This window comes from Maricaulis sp. (genome assembly GCF_017642925.1).
Classification (GTDB): Bacteria; Pseudomonadota; Alphaproteobacteria; order Caulobacterales; family Maricaulaceae; genus Maricaulis.
Genome location: NZ_JAEPOL010000004.1, coordinates 154,375 through 169,423 on the forward strand (window position 1 = coordinate 154,375; position 15,049 = coordinate 169,423).

Annotated in this window: 14 protein-coding genes; 6 read left to right on the forward strand and 8 right to left on the reverse strand. The window is 64.2% G+C overall.

Annotated elements, in window-relative coordinates:
• Positions 1-581: 581 nt before the first annotated feature.
• Together JJ918_RS04890 and proB are read right to left on the reverse strand one after the other, a co-directional pair.
• On the reverse strand, positions 582-1,499 hold the full coding sequence (locus JJ918_RS04890) for an acyl-CoA thioesterase II (protein WP_291884046.1): 918 nt from the start codon (positions 1,497-1,499) through the stop codon (positions 582-584).
• 100 nt (positions 1,500-1,599) lie between these two features.
• The gene (gene proB, locus JJ918_RS04895) at positions 1,600-2,757 is read right to left on the reverse strand and encodes a glutamate 5-kinase (protein ID WP_291884049.1); all 1,158 of its coding nucleotides are present in this window, start codon (positions 2,755-2,757) and stop codon (positions 1,600-1,602) included.
• Positions 2,758-3,102: 345 nt separating this feature from the next.
• On the opposite strand from proB, the gene JJ918_RS04900 reads away from it, so the two are divergent.
• Genes JJ918_RS04900 through JJ918_RS04910 form a run of 3 tightly spaced genes read left to right on the forward strand, consistent with a single transcriptional unit; the run spans position 3,103 to position 6,881 of the window.
• A complete protein-coding gene (locus JJ918_RS04900) occupies positions 3,103-3,882 on the forward strand; it encodes a pyrroline-5-carboxylate reductase (RefSeq protein ID WP_291884051.1) in 780 nt (259 codons plus the stop codon).
• A 51-nt stretch (positions 3,883-3,933) separates the two neighbouring features.
• Positions 3,934-5,190 (forward strand): glutamate-5-semialdehyde dehydrogenase, encoded by a 1,257-nt coding sequence (locus JJ918_RS04905; protein ID WP_291884054.1) that lies wholly within the window; start codon positions 3,934-3,936, stop codon positions 5,188-5,190.
• Positions 5,191-5,240: 50 nt separating this feature from the next.
• Positions 5,241-6,881, forward strand: coding sequence for a sodium/solute symporter (locus tag JJ918_RS04910; protein ID WP_291884056.1), 1,641 nt, complete (start codon positions 5,241-5,243; stop codon positions 6,879-6,881).
• A gap of 86 nt (positions 6,882-6,967) precedes the next feature.
• Here the strand turns inward: JJ918_RS04910 and JJ918_RS04915 are convergent, their stop codons facing one another.
• From JJ918_RS04915 to JJ918_RS04925, 3 genes are read right to left on the reverse strand one after another with little or no spacing between them, the layout of a single operon-like run.
• On the reverse strand, positions 6,968-8,704 hold the full coding sequence (locus tag JJ918_RS04915) for a histidine kinase dimerization/phosphoacceptor domain -containing protein (protein WP_291884058.1): 1,737 nt from the start codon (positions 8,702-8,704) through the stop codon (positions 6,968-6,970).
• A complete protein-coding gene (locus JJ918_RS04920) occupies positions 8,686-9,297 on the reverse strand; it encodes a sigma-70 family RNA polymerase sigma factor (protein ID WP_291884061.1) in 612 nt (203 codons plus the stop codon). The genes JJ918_RS04915 and JJ918_RS04920 overlap by 19 nt, the downstream gene beginning before the upstream one ends.
• Entirely contained in the window at positions 9,290-9,601 is a 312-nt protein-coding gene (locus tag JJ918_RS04925; RefSeq protein WP_367277638.1) for a NepR family anti-sigma factor, read from the reverse strand. The genes JJ918_RS04920 and JJ918_RS04925 overlap by 8 nt, the downstream gene beginning before the upstream one ends.
• Before the next feature lie 115 nt (positions 9,602-9,716).
• Between JJ918_RS04925 and JJ918_RS04930 the strand changes: the two genes are divergently transcribed.
• Positions 9,717-10,496, forward strand: a complete 780-nt coding sequence (locus JJ918_RS04930) for a response regulator (RefSeq protein WP_291884066.1) — start codon at positions 9,717-9,719, stop codon at positions 10,494-10,496.
• Between the two features lie 343 nt (positions 10,497-10,839).
• Here the strand turns inward: JJ918_RS04930 and JJ918_RS04935 are convergent, their stop codons facing one another.
• Positions 10,840-11,145, reverse strand: a complete 306-nt coding sequence (locus tag JJ918_RS04935; RefSeq protein ID WP_291884069.1) for a hypothetical protein — start codon at positions 11,143-11,145, stop codon at positions 10,840-10,842.
• Between the two features lie 211 nt (positions 11,146-11,356).
• Here JJ918_RS04935 and JJ918_RS04940 point away from each other — a divergent pair, with 211 nt between their 5' ends.
• Positions 11,357-12,118, forward strand: a complete 762-nt coding sequence (locus JJ918_RS04940; protein WP_291884071.1) for an SDR family NAD(P)-dependent oxidoreductase — start codon at positions 11,357-11,359, stop codon at positions 12,116-12,118.
• Between the two features lie 89 nt (positions 12,119-12,207).
• Complete coding sequence (locus JJ918_RS04945) at positions 12,208-12,411, forward strand: hypothetical protein (protein ID WP_291884073.1); 204 nt, start codon at positions 12,208-12,210, stop codon at positions 12,409-12,411.
• A 13-nt stretch (positions 12,412-12,424) separates the two neighbouring features.
• Here the strand turns inward: JJ918_RS04945 and JJ918_RS04950 are convergent, their stop codons facing one another.
• Together JJ918_RS04950 and JJ918_RS04955 are read right to left on the reverse strand one after the other, a co-directional pair.
• Complete coding sequence (locus JJ918_RS04950; RefSeq protein WP_271186902.1) at positions 12,425-13,192, reverse strand: LytTR family DNA-binding domain-containing protein; 768 nt, start codon at positions 13,190-13,192, stop codon at positions 12,425-12,427.
• Positions 13,170-14,927 (reverse strand): sensor histidine kinase, encoded by a 1,758-nt coding sequence (locus JJ918_RS04955; RefSeq protein WP_291884078.1) that lies wholly within the window; start codon positions 14,925-14,927, stop codon positions 13,170-13,172. Before JJ918_RS04955 ends, JJ918_RS04950 begins: the two co-directional genes overlap by 23 nt.
• Positions 14,928-15,049: the final 122 nt, after the last annotated feature.

The following is a 15,049-nucleotide window of genomic DNA, read 5'->3' on the forward strand; positions in this document are numbered from 1 at the left end:
TTTCGCGGGCTTTCGTCCGGGAAAAATGGTGCGGGTTTGGGAAGACGAAAGAAACGCACAGAATCACCCCTTCTCCCCCACCGGGGAGAAGGTGCCGCGAAGCGGCGGATGAGGGGCGCGCGTCAGCGCCGCAAAGAGTCTTTGATTGGCCGCTCCCGCGGCCGCCCCTCACCCTACCCTCTCCCCGGCCGGGGAGAGGAGGTGCGTACCGCGAACACAGAACCCTGTTTTCCCCGGGCTGAACACTTGTTCCGGGGAAAATCGGAGTGGGCCGGGGAAAGCGGAGGGGGGCGGAGAAACGGCGGGTCCGGGAAAACGGAGGGCGAGAAAACTTATCCCCGCCCGGCCGGGCCGGGTTAGACTGGCGGGGCTGTTTCTCATTGCCGGTTTTCCGCCTTCGCGCCCCGCCTTCCGGGCTTTGGTGCAGCTTTGCCACCCCGTGGCACAGCCATGTCGCACCAATGGAGCAGCCATGATGGCACTATGGGGCAGCCGCGCGACAGGTCCGGCGCATGAAACGCCGGACCATATCACCATAACTGATTTAATTTTCAGAACTTTTTCGAGAAGCCCGGCAAAAACTAGTCCCGCACCCTTATCAGACCTTCCTGGGCCGCCGAGGCGACCAGTTTGCCGTCGCGGGTGAAGATCTGGCCGCGATTGAAGCCGCGGGCCCCGCCGGACCAGGGCGCGTCGGTGGCATAGAGCAGCCAGTCATCCATGCGCACATCGTCATGGAACCACAGGGCATGATCGAGGCTGGCGGACTGCATCTTGCGCGTCATCCAGCTCACCCCGTGCGGCTGCATGCAGGTCGACAGGAGGCCCATGTCCGACGCGAAGGCGAGCACGGCCCGGTGCATCAGCTGGTTCTCGCCGATCGGGCCGCAGGCGCGGATCCACAGATTGCGCACCGGCGCGCGCTTGTCCGGATTGACCGGGTTCCAGATCTCGACCGGCCGGATCTCGATCGGCCGCGAACGGGTGAGGAATTTGTAGAGCGGTTCCGGGATCTCGTCCTTGTAGCGCTGAAAGATTTCCGCTTCCGAGGGCAGGTCGTCCGGTGCCGGCACGTCCGGCATTTCGACCTGGTGCTCCAGCCCTTTTTCCTTGCGCTGGAAGGAGGCCGTCATGTTCAGGATCGGCTTGCCGCGCTGCATGGCGATGACGCGGCGGTTGGAGAAGCTGCCGCCGTCATAATCGCGCTCGACGCGATAGATGATGGGGAAATCCTCGTCGCCGGGCCGCATGAAATAGGCGTGCAGGGAATGCACCTCACGCTCGGCCTCGACCGAGCCGACCGCCGACATCAGCGCCTGGGCAATGACCTGGCCGCCGAAGACGCGCCCGCGCCCGCCCGGATTGCGGGGGCCGCGATAGAGGTCGACATCGATCTCCTCGACATCGAGCAGGGTAACGAGGCCCTGGGCCAGTTCCTGCGGTGTCGGGCGGCGGCGTTTCTTCGCTTCGCCGTGCGGGTGTTCATCCCCGTCCATCATGCGGCCTCTTTCACGATTGCGTGTTGCACTGCGGCAAGTCTGGACCGTCCGGAGGCAAATTTCCAGCTTCCGGTACGCCGCAATGCAGGAGGCAGAGCGTCTAGGAGGCGACGAGCTTCAGCGACTTGGTCGGCGCGTCCCAGGGCAGGTGATTGTCTTCGAGCATCACCATATTGTCGCGATTGATGATTTCCGGGCGCGCGTGATAGCCCAGCAATTCCTCGACATCCTGGTCGGCATGGCGCGCGAGCACCATGGTCTCGTCGGACGAGAAATTCGTCAGGCCGCGGGCCAGCTCCTCACCGTCCTCGTCATAGACGTGCAGCACATCGCCCTTCTGGAAGTCGCCATGGATCTTGACGATGTCCTCATGGCCGACGCCCGCCTTGCTCTCGCGCAGCTTGGCGGCGGCGTCCTGGCGGATCACCAGACCGCCGGCCCGGTGCAGGCGGTTGGTCAGCCAGACCGCCCAGGACGAGGCCGGCGTACCCTTGGCGATACAGCGCGTGTGGCGGCGCTCGCCCTTGAGGATGCCGGACACGGGACGGTCGATGACACCCTCGCCGATCAGCGTGTTGACGCCAGCATTCTGCGCCATGTTGGCGGCGCGCATCTTGGTCAGCATGCCGCCCGAGCCCAGCGAGCTGGTACCGGTGGTGACCTCGAGATACTCGCTGACATCCTCGACCGTCTCGATGAACTGGGCCTCCGGATCTTCCGGATTGCGGTCATAGAGCCCGTCGATATTGGTCAGCAGGATGAGGTGATCGGCCTGGATCATCTGCGCCACCTTGGCGGCCAGGCGGTCATTGTCGCCGACGCGGATTTCCTCGGTCGTGATCGTGTCGTTCTCGTTCACGATCGGCATGATGCCGTGCTCGAACAGGCGCTGGATCGTGTTCTTGGTATTGAGGAAGCGGCGGCGCTCCTCCAGATCCTCGAGCGTGACGAGAATCTGGGCGATGTCGAAGCCGTGCTCGTGAGCGACCTGTTTATAGGCGTTGAGCAGCAGCGGCTGGCCGCAGGCGGCAGCGGCCTGCTTGTCCAGCACGCCGGCCTCTTCCGGCGACTTCTTGATCGAGTTCAGCCCCAGGGCCACCGAGCCCGAGGAGGCCAGCACCACATCATACCCTTCCTCGCGCAGCTGCGCGATATCGGCCAGAAGACCATGCATGAAGGCGTATTTCAGGGTCAGCCGGCCATCATTGGCCAACAGGCTGGACCCGATTTTCACGACGATGCGGTTTCGAACACTCACAAGAGGCTCCTGCGTGACGCGGTGCTATGCTGCTCCGCAAAAAAGACTGGGCGCAAAATATTTTGCGTTCAAATTTTTTCAACCCCAAAACCCGGACACGGCCATGCATTATCGCCGGGTCCGCCTCATAATTTATGGCGCAAAGCTGAACGATTGCTTGCCATCCCGGTTTTCTGCACCCCCGGAAATATAATTTGAATTCGAAATATATTTTGCTATGTATCCGGTCATCAGCGGCTCGATGCGCTTTCCGGCGCGTCGAGCGCATTTGTTGTGAGCCTGTCGCAATCGCGTCAACACGTGCGTAATCTGGCGCCGGGCCTCGACAGCGCAGAAGGATTGGCGATGGACATTCTGATGATCGGTTGCGGGAATATGGGCGGTGCCATGCTGCGCCGCTGGGTGGATGCGGTTCCGGCCAGCTATACGGCCGTCAACCGGACACCGTCCGCGATACCCGCCGGCGCCGGTCATGCAGGGTCTCCGGACGCCCTGTCAGGGCGGACATTCGACGCCATCGTCATCGCCGTCAAACCGCAGCAGATCGCCAATGTCGTGCCGGCCTACATGCCTTTCCTGAAGGATGATGGCTGCCTCATCTCCATCGCTGCGGGCTTTTCGATCGCCTCCATGAAGGCCGCCCTAGGCGACCGGCCGGCGATCCGCATCATGCCCAACCTGCCGGCCCAGATCGGCCGCGGTGTGAACGGTCTCTATGCCGACCCGTCCTGTTCCCCGGCGCATCGCGACCTGGCCGACCGGCTGGCGAAAGCCACCGGCTCTGCCATCTGGCTGGACACCGAGGACGAGATCGACCGGATCACGGCGGTGGCCGGCTCCGGCACGGGCTATGTCTTCGAGATCGCCCGCGCCTATGTGGCGGCGGCCGAGCGCCTGGGCTTCGCCCCGGACACCGCCCGCACCCTGGTCCTCGAGACCCTGGCCGGTGCGGTGGAAATGGCGGCGCAGAGCGAGACGAGCCTGGAAGATCTGCGCAATTCCGTGATGAGCAAGAAGGGCACGACCGAGGCGGGCATCCACGCGCTGCGCCGCGACGGGCTGCTCGAGCAATTGCTCGTCGAAACCACGGAGGCGGCGTACGCACGCGCCTGCGAACTGCGCTAGTTGCCGCGCCTCCGAAACTCACCGACACTCCAGACCCCGAGCGAACGAGACATGTCAGATCGTATGCAAGCCTATATCGAACAATTGGGACGCCAGGCCAAGGAGGCGGCGCGCCAGCTCGCGACAGCCTCCACCGAGCGCAAGAATGCCGCACTTACGGCCGCGGCCGCGTCCCTGCGTCTTCACGCCAACGACCTCATCGCGGCCAATCGCAAGGACGTCGAGAGCGTCCGCGAAGCCGGCAAGCCGGACTCCTTCATCGACCGGCTGATGCTGGACGAGGGCCGGATCGAGGGCGTCGCCCAGGCCATCGAGGCTATCGCGACCCTGCCCGACCCGGTCGGCCGCCAGCTGATGTCCACCGAACGCCCCAACGGGCTGCGCATCGAACGCGTCGCCGTGCCGCTGGGCGTGATCGGGATGATCTATGAGTCGCGCCCGAATGTCGGCGCCGATGCCGGCGCGCTGTGCCTGAAATCCGGCAATGCCGTGATCCTGCGCGGCGGTTCGGAAAGCCTCAACTCGACCCGTATCATCGTGGAATGCATGAAGGAAGGCCTGCGCGAGGCGGACCTGCCGGAAAACGCGATCCAGATGGTCGACACCACCAATCGCGCCGCCGTGCAGCACCTGCTGCAATGCACCGATTATGTCGACCTGGTGATTCCGCGCGGCGGCAAGGGCCTTGTCTCGCTGGTGCGCGACCAGGCCAAGGTGCCGACGCTGCTGCACCTGGACGGCAATTGCCACACCTATGTCCACCAGCGCGCCGACCTGACCAAGGCGGCCGCCATCGTGAAGAATGCCAAGCTGCGCCGCACCGGCATCTGCGGTGCGACCGAGAGCCTGGTCGTCGATCGCGCGGTCGCCGGCGATTTCCTGCCCGGCCTGGTCGACAGCATGGCGGGCTGCGAATTCCGCGGCGATGCCGATGCGGTGGCGATCGACAGCCGCATCAAGCCGGCCAGCGAGGAAGACTGGGACACCGAATATCTCGACAGCTGCCTGTCGGTGAAACTGGTCGACGGGCTGGAAGAAGCGATGAACTGGGTGTCCGATCACTCCTCGGCCCACACCGACGCCATCGTCACCGAGGACACCGATGCTGCGGCCGCCTTCCTAACGGCCATCGACAGCGCCGTCGTGATGCACAATGCTTCGACGCAATTCTCGGACGGGGGCGAGTTCGGCATGGGCGCAGAAATCGGTATCGCGACGGGCAAGATGCATGCCCGCGGCCCGGTCGGGCTCGAGCAGCTCACCTCCTTCAAATACCTCGTACACGGGGACGGCCAGACCCGCGCCTGACGCACCCGTGTCCGGCCGCCCCTTCCTGACCATCAACCCAAGGCAAGTTCATGGATATTGAAGCTCTGATCTCCCTTGCGCTCTATTTCGTCCTGATGATGGCGATCGGCCTCTACGCCTATCGCAAGTCGACGGACGACGTGTCGGGCTACATGCTCGGCGGGCGCCAGCTGAACCCGGCCGTGGCCTCGCTGTCGGCGGGCGCCTCGGACATGAGCGGCTGGATGCTCATGGGCCTGCCCGGCGCAATCTTCGCCACCGGCATGTCGGAGGCGTGGATCGCCATCGGTCTGATGATCGGGGCCTATTTCAACTACCGCCTGGTGGCGCCGCGGCTGCGCGTCTACACCGAGATTGCCGACGACGCGATCACCATCCCGGACTTCTTCGAGAAGCGTTTCGCGGACCACTCACGCACGTTGCGTGTGATTTCCGCCGTGGTGATCATCATCTTCTTCACCCTTTACACCTCGGCCGGCGTGGTGTCGGGCGGCAAGCTGTTCGAGGCCTCCTTCGGCCTGGACTACCGCCTCGGCCTGTTCCTGACGGCGGGGGTCGTCGTTGCCTATACCCTGTTCGGCGGCTTCCTGGCGGTGTCCCTGACCGACTTCGTGCAGGGCTGCATCATGTTCGTCGCCCTGGTCCTCGTGCCGGTGGTGACCATCATGCAGCTGGGCGGGTTCGGCCCGACGGTGGATGCGCTGAGCACGCTGAGCGTCGATGTCGGCGGATGGGAGAAATCCTATCTCTCGATGATCCCGCAGGAGAGTCTCGGCCTCGCCGCGATCGGCATTATCTCCACCATGTCCTGGGGCCTGGGCTATTTCGGTCAGCCGCACATCATCGTGCGCTTCATGGCCGTGCGTTCGCTCAAGGACGTTGCCGTCATGCGCCGCATCGGCATGAGCTGGATGCTGATCACGGTGCTGGGCGCCGTGCTGACCGGTGCCGCCGGCCTGGCCTATGTGAAAAGCCAGAATATCGACGTTGCCGACGGCGTTCCGATCGCCCGCGTGATCGAGGCACCGACCGATGCGACGACGTTCAGCGAGCTGGACAATATCGACACCACCGGCGCCTTCTCGGACGGCGATGTGGTTCTGGGCGACCAGGAGACGATCTTCATTCTCCTCTCCCAGGTGATCTTCCACCCCTATATCGCCGGCTTCCTGCTGGCCGCGATCCTGGCTGCGATCATGAGTACGATCTCGTCGCAATTGCTGGTCTCGTCGAGTTCGCTGACGGAGGACTTCTACAAGATCTTCCTGCGACGGGGGGCCAGCCAGAAGGAGCTGGTCCTGGTCGGACGCCTGTCCGTGCTGGCGGTGTCACTCGTGGCGATTGCCCTGGCTTTCGATCCGGATTCGAACATCCTCAACCTGGTCTCCAACGCCTGGGCCGGTTTCGGTGCAGCCTTCGGTCCGGTGGTGCTGATCAGCCTGTTCTGGCGCGGCATGACCAAGCTGGGCGCGATTGCCGGCATGGTGACCGGCGCCGTCACGGTGCTGGCCTGGATCTACCTCTTCAACCTGTCGGGTGTGATGTACGAGATCGTGCCGGGCTTCATCGCCGCGACGATCGCCATCCTCGTCGTCTCCATGGTGACGAAGGATCCGGAAAGCCATGTCACCGACTATTTCGACGAGATGACCGGTATCCTGAAAAAGGGCGAATTGCCCGGCAAGGAATAGACCGTCCGGTCCTTGAAACGTCACAACAAACGGCAACGGCCGGCGGACCGCTCCGCCGGCCGTTTTCATTCCGATGACAATGCCGATCAGGTGGGGAAGCGGATGGTGACGCAGGCTCCGCCCTGCGGCGAGACCGACCGGGCGAGCTGGCCGCCGAGACGCTGGGCCAGGGCTTCCATCAGCGAGGAGCCCATGCCCTTGCCGGCGCCCTCGGCATAGCCCTTGCCATTGTCGCTGACCGAGACGGTCGCCTCGCTCTCATCGATCCGTTCAAGACTCACCGTCACCAGGCCCGGCTCGGTCATGCCCGGCTCGAAGGCGTGCTTGTAGGCGTTGGTCACGGCCTCGGTGATGAACAGGGCCGCCGGGATGGCGATGTCGGGGTCCAGCTCGACATTGTCGGCCTCGACGCGGGTATCGACATCACAGCCATAGACCGTGCTGGCCTGGCGCAGATGGTAGAGCAGCTGTTCGAGGAAGGGCGCCATCTCGACCACCCGCAGATCGTCATTCTCGTAGAGTGTGCGGTGGACGAGGGCGAGCGCATTGATCCGTCCGCCGGCCTCGGAGAGGACGCGCCGGGCTTCGGCATCGCTGGTCCGGCGGGCCTGGATGTTCAGGAAGCTCATCGTCACCTGGAGATTATTCTTCACCCGGTGATGGATTTCCCGCAGCAGCGCCCCGCGCTGTTCGGCCTCGTTTTCCAGCTCCGCCGTCCGGGCTTCCAGATCATTGGCCATCGAGGCCATCGTCTCGGCCAGGGTGCGGATTTCCGCCGGCGCGCGGCTGGCCCGCACAGGCTGAAGACCCAGCCGTCCGCTGCCGTAGAGACGGGCCATGCGGCCCAGATAGGCGAGCCAGCGCAGCACGAAGAAATCGACGGCGAGCGAAACACACAGCAGCGCCAGCAGCCACATCAGCGACGGCACCAGCACCGTTCCCACAATGTCGAAACCGGCCCAGCTGCCCAGCAGCAGCGACGGCGCGATCAGCACCAGCTGGATGTCGCGGCCGGCCAGCGGCGCCACCAGGAGTGCCCGGCCCGCGAGACCGCTGACATTCTCCAGCATGACCGGCTCGCCGGTTTCGCGCACCCGGGCCAGAACCCCGTCGGGCAGGCGGGAAATACGTTCCTCGCGCGGGCCGTCGGGAATATAGGCGAGATTGCCGTCGGCATCGCTCAGCGCCAGGCTGGCCTCCGGCGGCAGGGCCTGCATCTGCAGCAGGCTGCGGGCCGGGCGGGTGTCGATATCGACCGCAATCGCGCCGGCGAACTCGCCCTCGGCAACGAGCCGGCGCGCCACCGTCATCACCGGCCGCTGCACCGTCCACCAGTCCAGATAGACGTCGCTGAAAACCTCTTCCTCGCCCTCGCGGAGGCGCACGAACCAGTCGAGCCCGGCCAGCTGGACGCTGTTGGAATCGACGGTCTCCACCGCAGCGCAGACGATGATACCGTCCTCGTCGATCAGCTTGATGTTGGAATAGATCGGCTGGGCCGCCCGCACGGCGGCCAGCGTGTCGACACAGCGGCGGCCGCTGAGATTGCCGATATCGGGATAATTCGCCAGCGCAGTGACCACGCCGGACACCCGCTCCAGCTCACCGGCCAGATCGGCGGACGCCTCGACAAGTGCGGAATGCAGGCTGTCGCGCTGGCGGGCGCTTTCCTCGCGGAATTCGATGACGCCCTGGGCGACGGAAAGGACAAGGAGCGGGCTCAGGCTGAGCGTCAGAATCGCCAGCAGCTGCAGTCGCAGACCCCGGCCCTGCTCCCGCCCCCCGTTTGATTTGGAAGGCCCGCTCAGCCGGCCGACTGACATTCGGATATCTGCTCGAGCTCGTTGAGAATGGTGTCCAGCGCGTCGGACGCCGAAACGCCATCCTCGCCGCCGGCCAGGGCCGGCCCCTTCTCGAGCACTTCAAGCAGCCTGGCCCGGGCGCGATTGACCCGGCTCTTCATGGTCCCCACCGCACAGCCGCAGATATCGGCCGCCTCCTGATAGGCATAGCCGCCCGCGCCGACCAGCAGCAGCGCTTCGCGATGCTCGGCCGACAGTTCGTCGAGCGCGCGGCGCACATCGTCCAGCGCCAGCACATTGTCCTGGTCGACGGCCGCCGGCAGCGTCTCGCGCGCGGTTTCCTCGTCCAGCTGGACCTGGCGCCAGGAGCGGCGCTTGTCGGAATAGAACTGGTTGCGCACGATGGTGAGCACCCAGGCCTTGAAATTGGTGTTGGCGCGGAACTGGTGACGCCGGTGCCAGGCACGCAGCATGGCGTCCTGGGCCAGATCGTCAGCCGCCGTCGCATCGCCGGTGAGACCGCGTGCGAACGCGCGCATATGCGGAATCATGTCGTGGAGCAGGGCCTTGAACTCGGTCTCGGGCACCTGCTCGACTGGACTGCCGTCAGCCATCCGACACCCCCTCTTTCGCCTTGTCTGCCGTCTTGCCGGCAGGCTCGGCCGCATCGTCGCCGGTCTCGTCCAGCGCGCTGAGGAGTGCTGCGAAATCGTCCGGGACACCTTCGTCCAGGACGCTGTCATACATGTCCCGCAACCGGCGCCCGATGAGTTGCTGTCGCGACCGCGCCGTATCGGCGTCGACGGACCTGGGCGGACGGGAATCTGAAGAATCGTCTCTCATGATTTCCATGTTTTCAATGCCGCACGCTTTTGCAAGCCTAACACGAACCGGCGAAAAAGCACCGTCTCGGCGCATGAAACGCCCCAAGCTGCAATGGGTTCCATCTTTTTTCAGAGACGCTGGAACCGCTCGCGCGGGAATGCGTTATGCTGAGGGCTGGACTGTTGATTATCGGAGGGACGAGGGCCAGATGCCGTTCTCGGAAAACGTAAAACCCCACATTCCCTATCTGCGCCGCTATGCGCGCCTGCTGACGGGTGATCAAGGGTCGGGCGACGCGATTGTGCGGGCCGCTCTGGAAGCAGCGGTCGCCGGCGTCACGCCGATCGACCGGGACCTGCCGCCGCGGGTTTCGCTCTACAAGCTGTTCCACGACAACTGGAAGCAGGACACGGTGGCGCCGGCCGGCGGCAGTGCCGCCCAGGAACGCCTGACGCGCATTCCGACCAAGGCCCGCCAGGCGCTTCTGCTGACGGCGGTCGAGGGTTTTTCCGTACGCGATGCCGCGATCATCCTCTCGGTGTCGACCGACGATGTCGACCGGCTCACCGTCCAGGCGCAGGGCGCGATCGAGGACGGTCTGCGCACGCGTGTCCTGATCATCGAGGACGAACCGGTTGTGGCGCTGGATATCGAGGCGATCGTTGCCGAGGGCGGCCACGAGATCGTCGGCATTGCCCGGACCCGCCAGGAAGCCGTCGACCTGTATCGTACCAATGACGTGGAACTGGTCCTGGCCGATATCCAGCTGGCGGACGGCTCCTCCGGCATCGATGCGGTCAATGACATTCTCGCCGAGTCGGACGTGCCGGTGATCTTCATCACCGCCTATCCGGAGCGCCTGCTGACGGGTGAGCGGCCGGAACCGACCTATCTCATCACCAAGCCCTTCATGCCGGAAACGGTTGCGGCGACGATCGGCCAGGTCCTGTTCTTCTTCGAGCCGGCCGAACCCGCGCCAGCACAATAGTCACAGCGCTTTTTGAACTCCACTTGCGGGAGGCTCGCCCCGGGCCTCCCGCTGCTGCGTTCAGCTGAGCTGAACGAGCAGCAGGATCACCGAAAGGCTGAACAGGGTCAGATAGATCACGACCCGTGACGGTGTCTCTCCGGGCTTCATCCTCGCCTCCATCGTCTTTGTCTTATCAAGGCACCAGATCAACGCACCGGCCCTGCTTCTGTTCCCCGTCGACGCATCGATTTTCCTTGTATTACAGGCGGTCCGGGGATTCTGCGCCACACATCCCGCCCTGCACAAATGAAAACGCCCGCCTCTTTCGAGACGGGCGTTTCGCAACGTACCGGGAACCGGATTAGCCGTTGTACGGCTCGGTTTCGGTTTCCGTGTCGTCCTCGTCGGTCGACGCATCTTCGCTGCTCTCTTCCGGGTTCGCCATCTTCCAGGTGTCGAACTCGTCTTCATTGAGTTCGCCATCGGCGTCGGCGTCATAGGCATCGAAGCCCTCGGACGTCACGTCCGGAGCGATCGCCTGAACTTCGGCGAGGCTCAGGCCACCGCTCATGTCCGTGTCGGCATCAGCAAAGGTGGTATCCTGGGCAAAAACCGGAGCGGCCAGACCAAGGGCAGCGACGGAAGCGATCAGAACAGTCTTTTTCATCTAGGTCTCTCCATTGTTGACCGGTGCTGCGGGCCTGAACCGGGGGGATCTTGTGGCCCGTGCACTTCATCAACGCACCGGTCTCGACTTCGATCCATCGCCGGATGCGAAATTTCGCAGAAATCTTCATGACCGCGATACCGCATGCTGGATTTGCCGGGCGACTGCCGGTATCGCTCACACGGTTGATAAGGAAAAGCAGGAGCCTCCCATGAGTTCACTGACCGGACGCGTGGCCGTTGTCACCGGCGCATCGAGCGGCCTCGGCCGCCGCTTTGCCCATCTTCTCAGCGATGCCGGTGCCTCGGTTGCCCTGATGGCCCGCCGCGAGGATCGCCTCGCCAGCGAAGTCGAAGCCATCAAGGAAAAGGGCGGCAAGGCCATCGCGCTGCCCCTCGATGTCGTCGATGCCGAGGCCATCGGTCCGGCGCTCGACAAGGCCCAGGATGCGCTCGGCCCGATCTCGATCATGGTGAACAATGCCGGCGTCGGCGGCGACGGTGCCGCGCTGACCATGCCGGTGGAGCGTTTCGACAACACGTTCGACGTCAATGTGCGCGGCGTTTTCTATGGCGCGCGCGAGGCTGCCAGCCGCATGATCAACAGCGGCGTTGCCGAACGCGAGGAAGCGCGGATCATCAATATCGCCTCCATGGCGGCCTTCGCGACCCTGCCCGGCCTGTCCGTCTATTGCGCTTCCAAGGCCGCCGTTGTCGCGATGACCAAGAACCTCGCGCGCGAGTGGGCGAAATACCGCATCGGCGTCAATGCGATCTGCCCGGGCTATATCGAGACCGAGATAAACTCGGACTGGTTTGCCTCGGAAGGCGGACAACGCCAGATCCAGAGTTTCCCGCGCCGCCGCCTGATGGACGCCTCCTCGCTCGATGCGACCTTCATGATGCTGGCCGGCGACGGCTCGCGTTTCATGACCGGAACCGCCATCACGATCGACGACGGGCAGACCCTCTGACACGCCGCCCGGCACCTGTCTGATGACGGATGGAACGCCTTCGCATTGCGCGCGTTGGTTTAGTGGACCAATCAGAAGGAGAGTTGGGTATGAAATCGAGTCATTGGCTTGTTCTGCTGTCCGCCGCCGGCATTCTGGCTGCCTGTTCCGACGGGCCGGCCGAAAACGCCGGTGAGGACGTCGATTCCGCGATCGAGGACGTGACGGGTGAAGATACCGACACGTTCGAGGAAGCCGGCGAAAACGTCGACGAAGCCACCGAAGACGTGGACGACGAACCGCAACGCTTCTAGAGCGACCGCCAAATCAGGAGATCGGCCGGGCCAGAAGGGTGTTCACACGCCCTTCGAACGCCCGGCCGACCCGTATTTCGGTACCGTCGTTCAGGCGCAGCGTCTTGCTGCCCGTCGGCGTCGCGGCGGTCCGGGCGACCCGGCGCAGATTGACGATCGCCGACCGGTGCACCCGCGCGAACTGGTGATCGTCGAGATTCTTCTCCATCGCCGTCATCGTCGCGCGCATCAGCCAGGAGCGGGCGCCTGCATGGATGCGCACATAATCGCCCTCGGCCTCGATCCAGTCGATGCGGTTCTTTTCCAGACGCATGCGGCCATTGCGATCGCGGATCCACAGATCCGGATGCCCTTCCCCGTCATGACCACGCAGCGTGTGGACCAGCGCTTCCAGCTCGTCCGCCCGCGCCGTCGCATCGCGGCTGGCCAGCTGCGTGCGGGCCCGCCCCAGCGCCTCGTCCAGACGCTCCATCTCGACCGGCTTGAGCAGGTAATCGATGGCCGCGGCCTCGAACGCCTTTACCGCGTGAGCCTCGTACGCGGTCACGAAGATGATCTCCGGCCGCACGGTCTGCGACAGGATGGACGCGATCTCGAACCCGTCGAGCTGCGGCATCTGAATGTCGAGGAAGACGACATCCGGGTTGAGTTCCCGCGCGGCCTTTGCTGCTGCATGACCGTCCCGGACGGCCGCCACAACATCGACCCAGGGCCGCCGCGACAGCAGGATTTCCAGCCGGCGCAGGGCCAGCGGTTCGTCATCGACCAGAAGTACGCGCATCGCTCTCCTCCTCTCGTTCCGTGATTTTCGGCGCTCTCGATCGCTCCAGCGGCATCGTGATCACCGCTGCAAACCCGCCCTCCGGCTGCGGCCCGGCTTCCAGCCGCCCGGTATCGCCGTACAACACGGCCAGACGGGCGCGGATATTGCTCAGGCCCACGCCTCCACCGCTGTAGGCGCGCGTGGAGACCCCGCCCGACCCTGTATCCGTCACCCGAAGCTCCAAGGTGTCGTCCGATAGTGCCTTTGCCTCGACAGTCACGCGGACCGCACGGGTTGTCTGGGACACCGCGTATTTGACGGCATTCTCCAGCAAGGGCTGCAGGATCATGGTCGGTACCAGCGCATCCTCCACAACAGGATCGATATCGACCGCGATTTTCAGACGGTCGGCAAAGCGCGTTTGCTCGATCTCCAGATACAGGCGTTGAGCATCAATCTCCCGGCGCAGGGGAACCCGGTCATCGGGCGCGGCATCCAGGGTAAAGCGCAGGAATTTGGACAATTGCGTGAGCATCTTGTCCGCTTCATTTGTCCGGGTATCGAGCAAGAGCGAGGAAATCGCATTGAGCGTGTTGAACAGGAAATGCGGGTTGAGCTGGAAACGCAGCATTTTCAGCTGCGATTCCTGGGCCAGCATGATCGAATTGTAGAGCTGGCGCTCCTGCGAGCGCAGCCGCTTTGCCGCGTCCAGTGCCAGATAGAAACCGATCCAGCCGACAAAGACCGGAAAGTTCAGGAACATCCAGCGCGGCGCCAGATAAAGCAGCAGCGGCAGACCGGTATCGACAGGTTCGCCATTCCGCATCGGCGGCTCACCCGGCAGAACCTGGAAGTAGGAGAACCAGATGGCGCAGACATAGATCATCGTCAGAATGATCGCGACCCCCAGCGCCAGGGCGGCGCGCCGGTAAAGCGGCCAGAGCCGGGTCGGTTTGAGAACAAGGAAGTGCGCCAGGGACGAGGCGGTCATGCCGATCCCCTCGCCAAGAACGACACGCCAGGCCGTGCTGATGCTGTCGCCCCCATTGATCAGATTGGCCGTCGAGAACACGACCATGGCGGTCCAGAACACACCCTGGAACGTCCAGAACCAGCGGGCATTCAGCCCGTCCCAAACCTCGGTTCGCCCGAACAGCCGCGCACGCAGCCATTCCTGTGCATCAGCATCCTCCGACACCCCGCCTGGTGCGGCGCGTCCCTGGTCGAGCAGCAGGTAGAAGCCGCCATAGGCCGCGAACACCCAGTAATGCACCAGCATGATGCGCAACATGCGTTCGGTGCCGCTGTCCGGCGTTTCTGGGGGCGGCATGAGCGGTCCGACAAGCACCAGCACCACAGCCGAATAGATCGCCACGCCCACCAGGGCGAGCGCCGCCGCGAGCGCGAGGCGCGCGGCCGGCCCCCAGCGGCGCACCTCGGACAAGGCCAGCGCCATGCCGATCGACAGGCCGGCGCCCACCGCATCGCTCAGCAATGGCCGCCACGCCGTTGCGACCGACCCGCCAAAAGCGTCCCAGCCATAGGCCAGCGTCACGAGGCTGAAACAGCCCCAGAAGATTCCCGTGAAGATGAGCAATCCGCGCAGTCCCAGCGCCGTACTCGGTGCCTCCCGATGCGCGGCTGGAACAAACGCGGTCTCGATATCCCTCTGCATCGCGCCAGTATATGCAGGACCGCGGCCGCACTGGAAACGCCCGTCAACGTCATTGGTCGCGCTTTTAAGACCGTTCACCGAAGAATTCCGGACTTTTCGCCGCGACCAAGCCCGCTAATCGCATTTTACACGATGATCGACGCTTTGCCGGCGAAGTGTCGCACGCCCCCATGACAGCGTGGATGGAGACGAGCGGGGGG

What these genes read in the sequence shown, in the direction of transcription:
- JJ918_RS04890 (WP_291884046.1), bottom strand. Translation starts at nt 1,499, where the DNA reads ATGATGGACGGGGATGAACACCCGCACGGCGAAGCGAAGAAACGCCGC.
- JJ918_RS04900 (WP_291884051.1), top strand. Translation starts at nt 3,103, where the DNA reads ATGGACATTCTGATGATCGGTTGCGGGAATATGGGCGGTGCCATGCTG.
- JJ918_RS04905 (WP_291884054.1), top strand. Translation starts at nt 3,934, where the DNA reads ATGTCAGATCGTATGCAAGCCTATATCGAACAATTGGGACGCCAGGCC.
- JJ918_RS04910 (WP_291884056.1), top strand. Translation starts at nt 5,241, where the DNA reads ATGGATATTGAAGCTCTGATCTCCCTTGCGCTCTATTTCGTCCTGATG.
- JJ918_RS04915 (WP_291884058.1), bottom strand. Translation starts at nt 8,704, where the DNA reads ATGTCAGTCGGCCGGCTGAGCGGGCCTTCCAAATCAAACGGGGGGCGG.
- JJ918_RS04920 (WP_291884061.1), bottom strand. Translation starts at nt 9,297, where the DNA reads ATGGCTGACGGCAGTCCAGTCGAGCAGGTGCCCGAGACCGAGTTCAAG.
- JJ918_RS04925 (WP_367277638.1), bottom strand. Translation starts at nt 9,601, where the DNA reads ATGCGCCGAGACGGTGCTTTTTCGCCGGTTCGTGTTAGGCTTGCAAAA.
- JJ918_RS04930 (WP_291884066.1), top strand. Translation starts at nt 9,717, where the DNA reads ATGCCGTTCTCGGAAAACGTAAAACCCCACATTCCCTATCTGCGCCGC.
- JJ918_RS04935 (WP_291884069.1), bottom strand. Translation starts at nt 11,145, where the DNA reads ATGAAAAAGACTGTTCTGATCGCTTCCGTCGCTGCCCTTGGTCTGGCC.
- JJ918_RS04940 (WP_291884071.1), top strand. Translation starts at nt 11,357, where the DNA reads ATGAGTTCACTGACCGGACGCGTGGCCGTTGTCACCGGCGCATCGAGC.
- JJ918_RS04945 (WP_291884073.1), top strand. Translation starts at nt 12,208, where the DNA reads ATGAAATCGAGTCATTGGCTTGTTCTGCTGTCCGCCGCCGGCATTCTG.
- JJ918_RS04950 (WP_271186902.1), bottom strand. Translation starts at nt 13,192, where the DNA reads ATGCGCGTACTTCTGGTCGATGACGAACCGCTGGCCCTGCGCCGGCTG.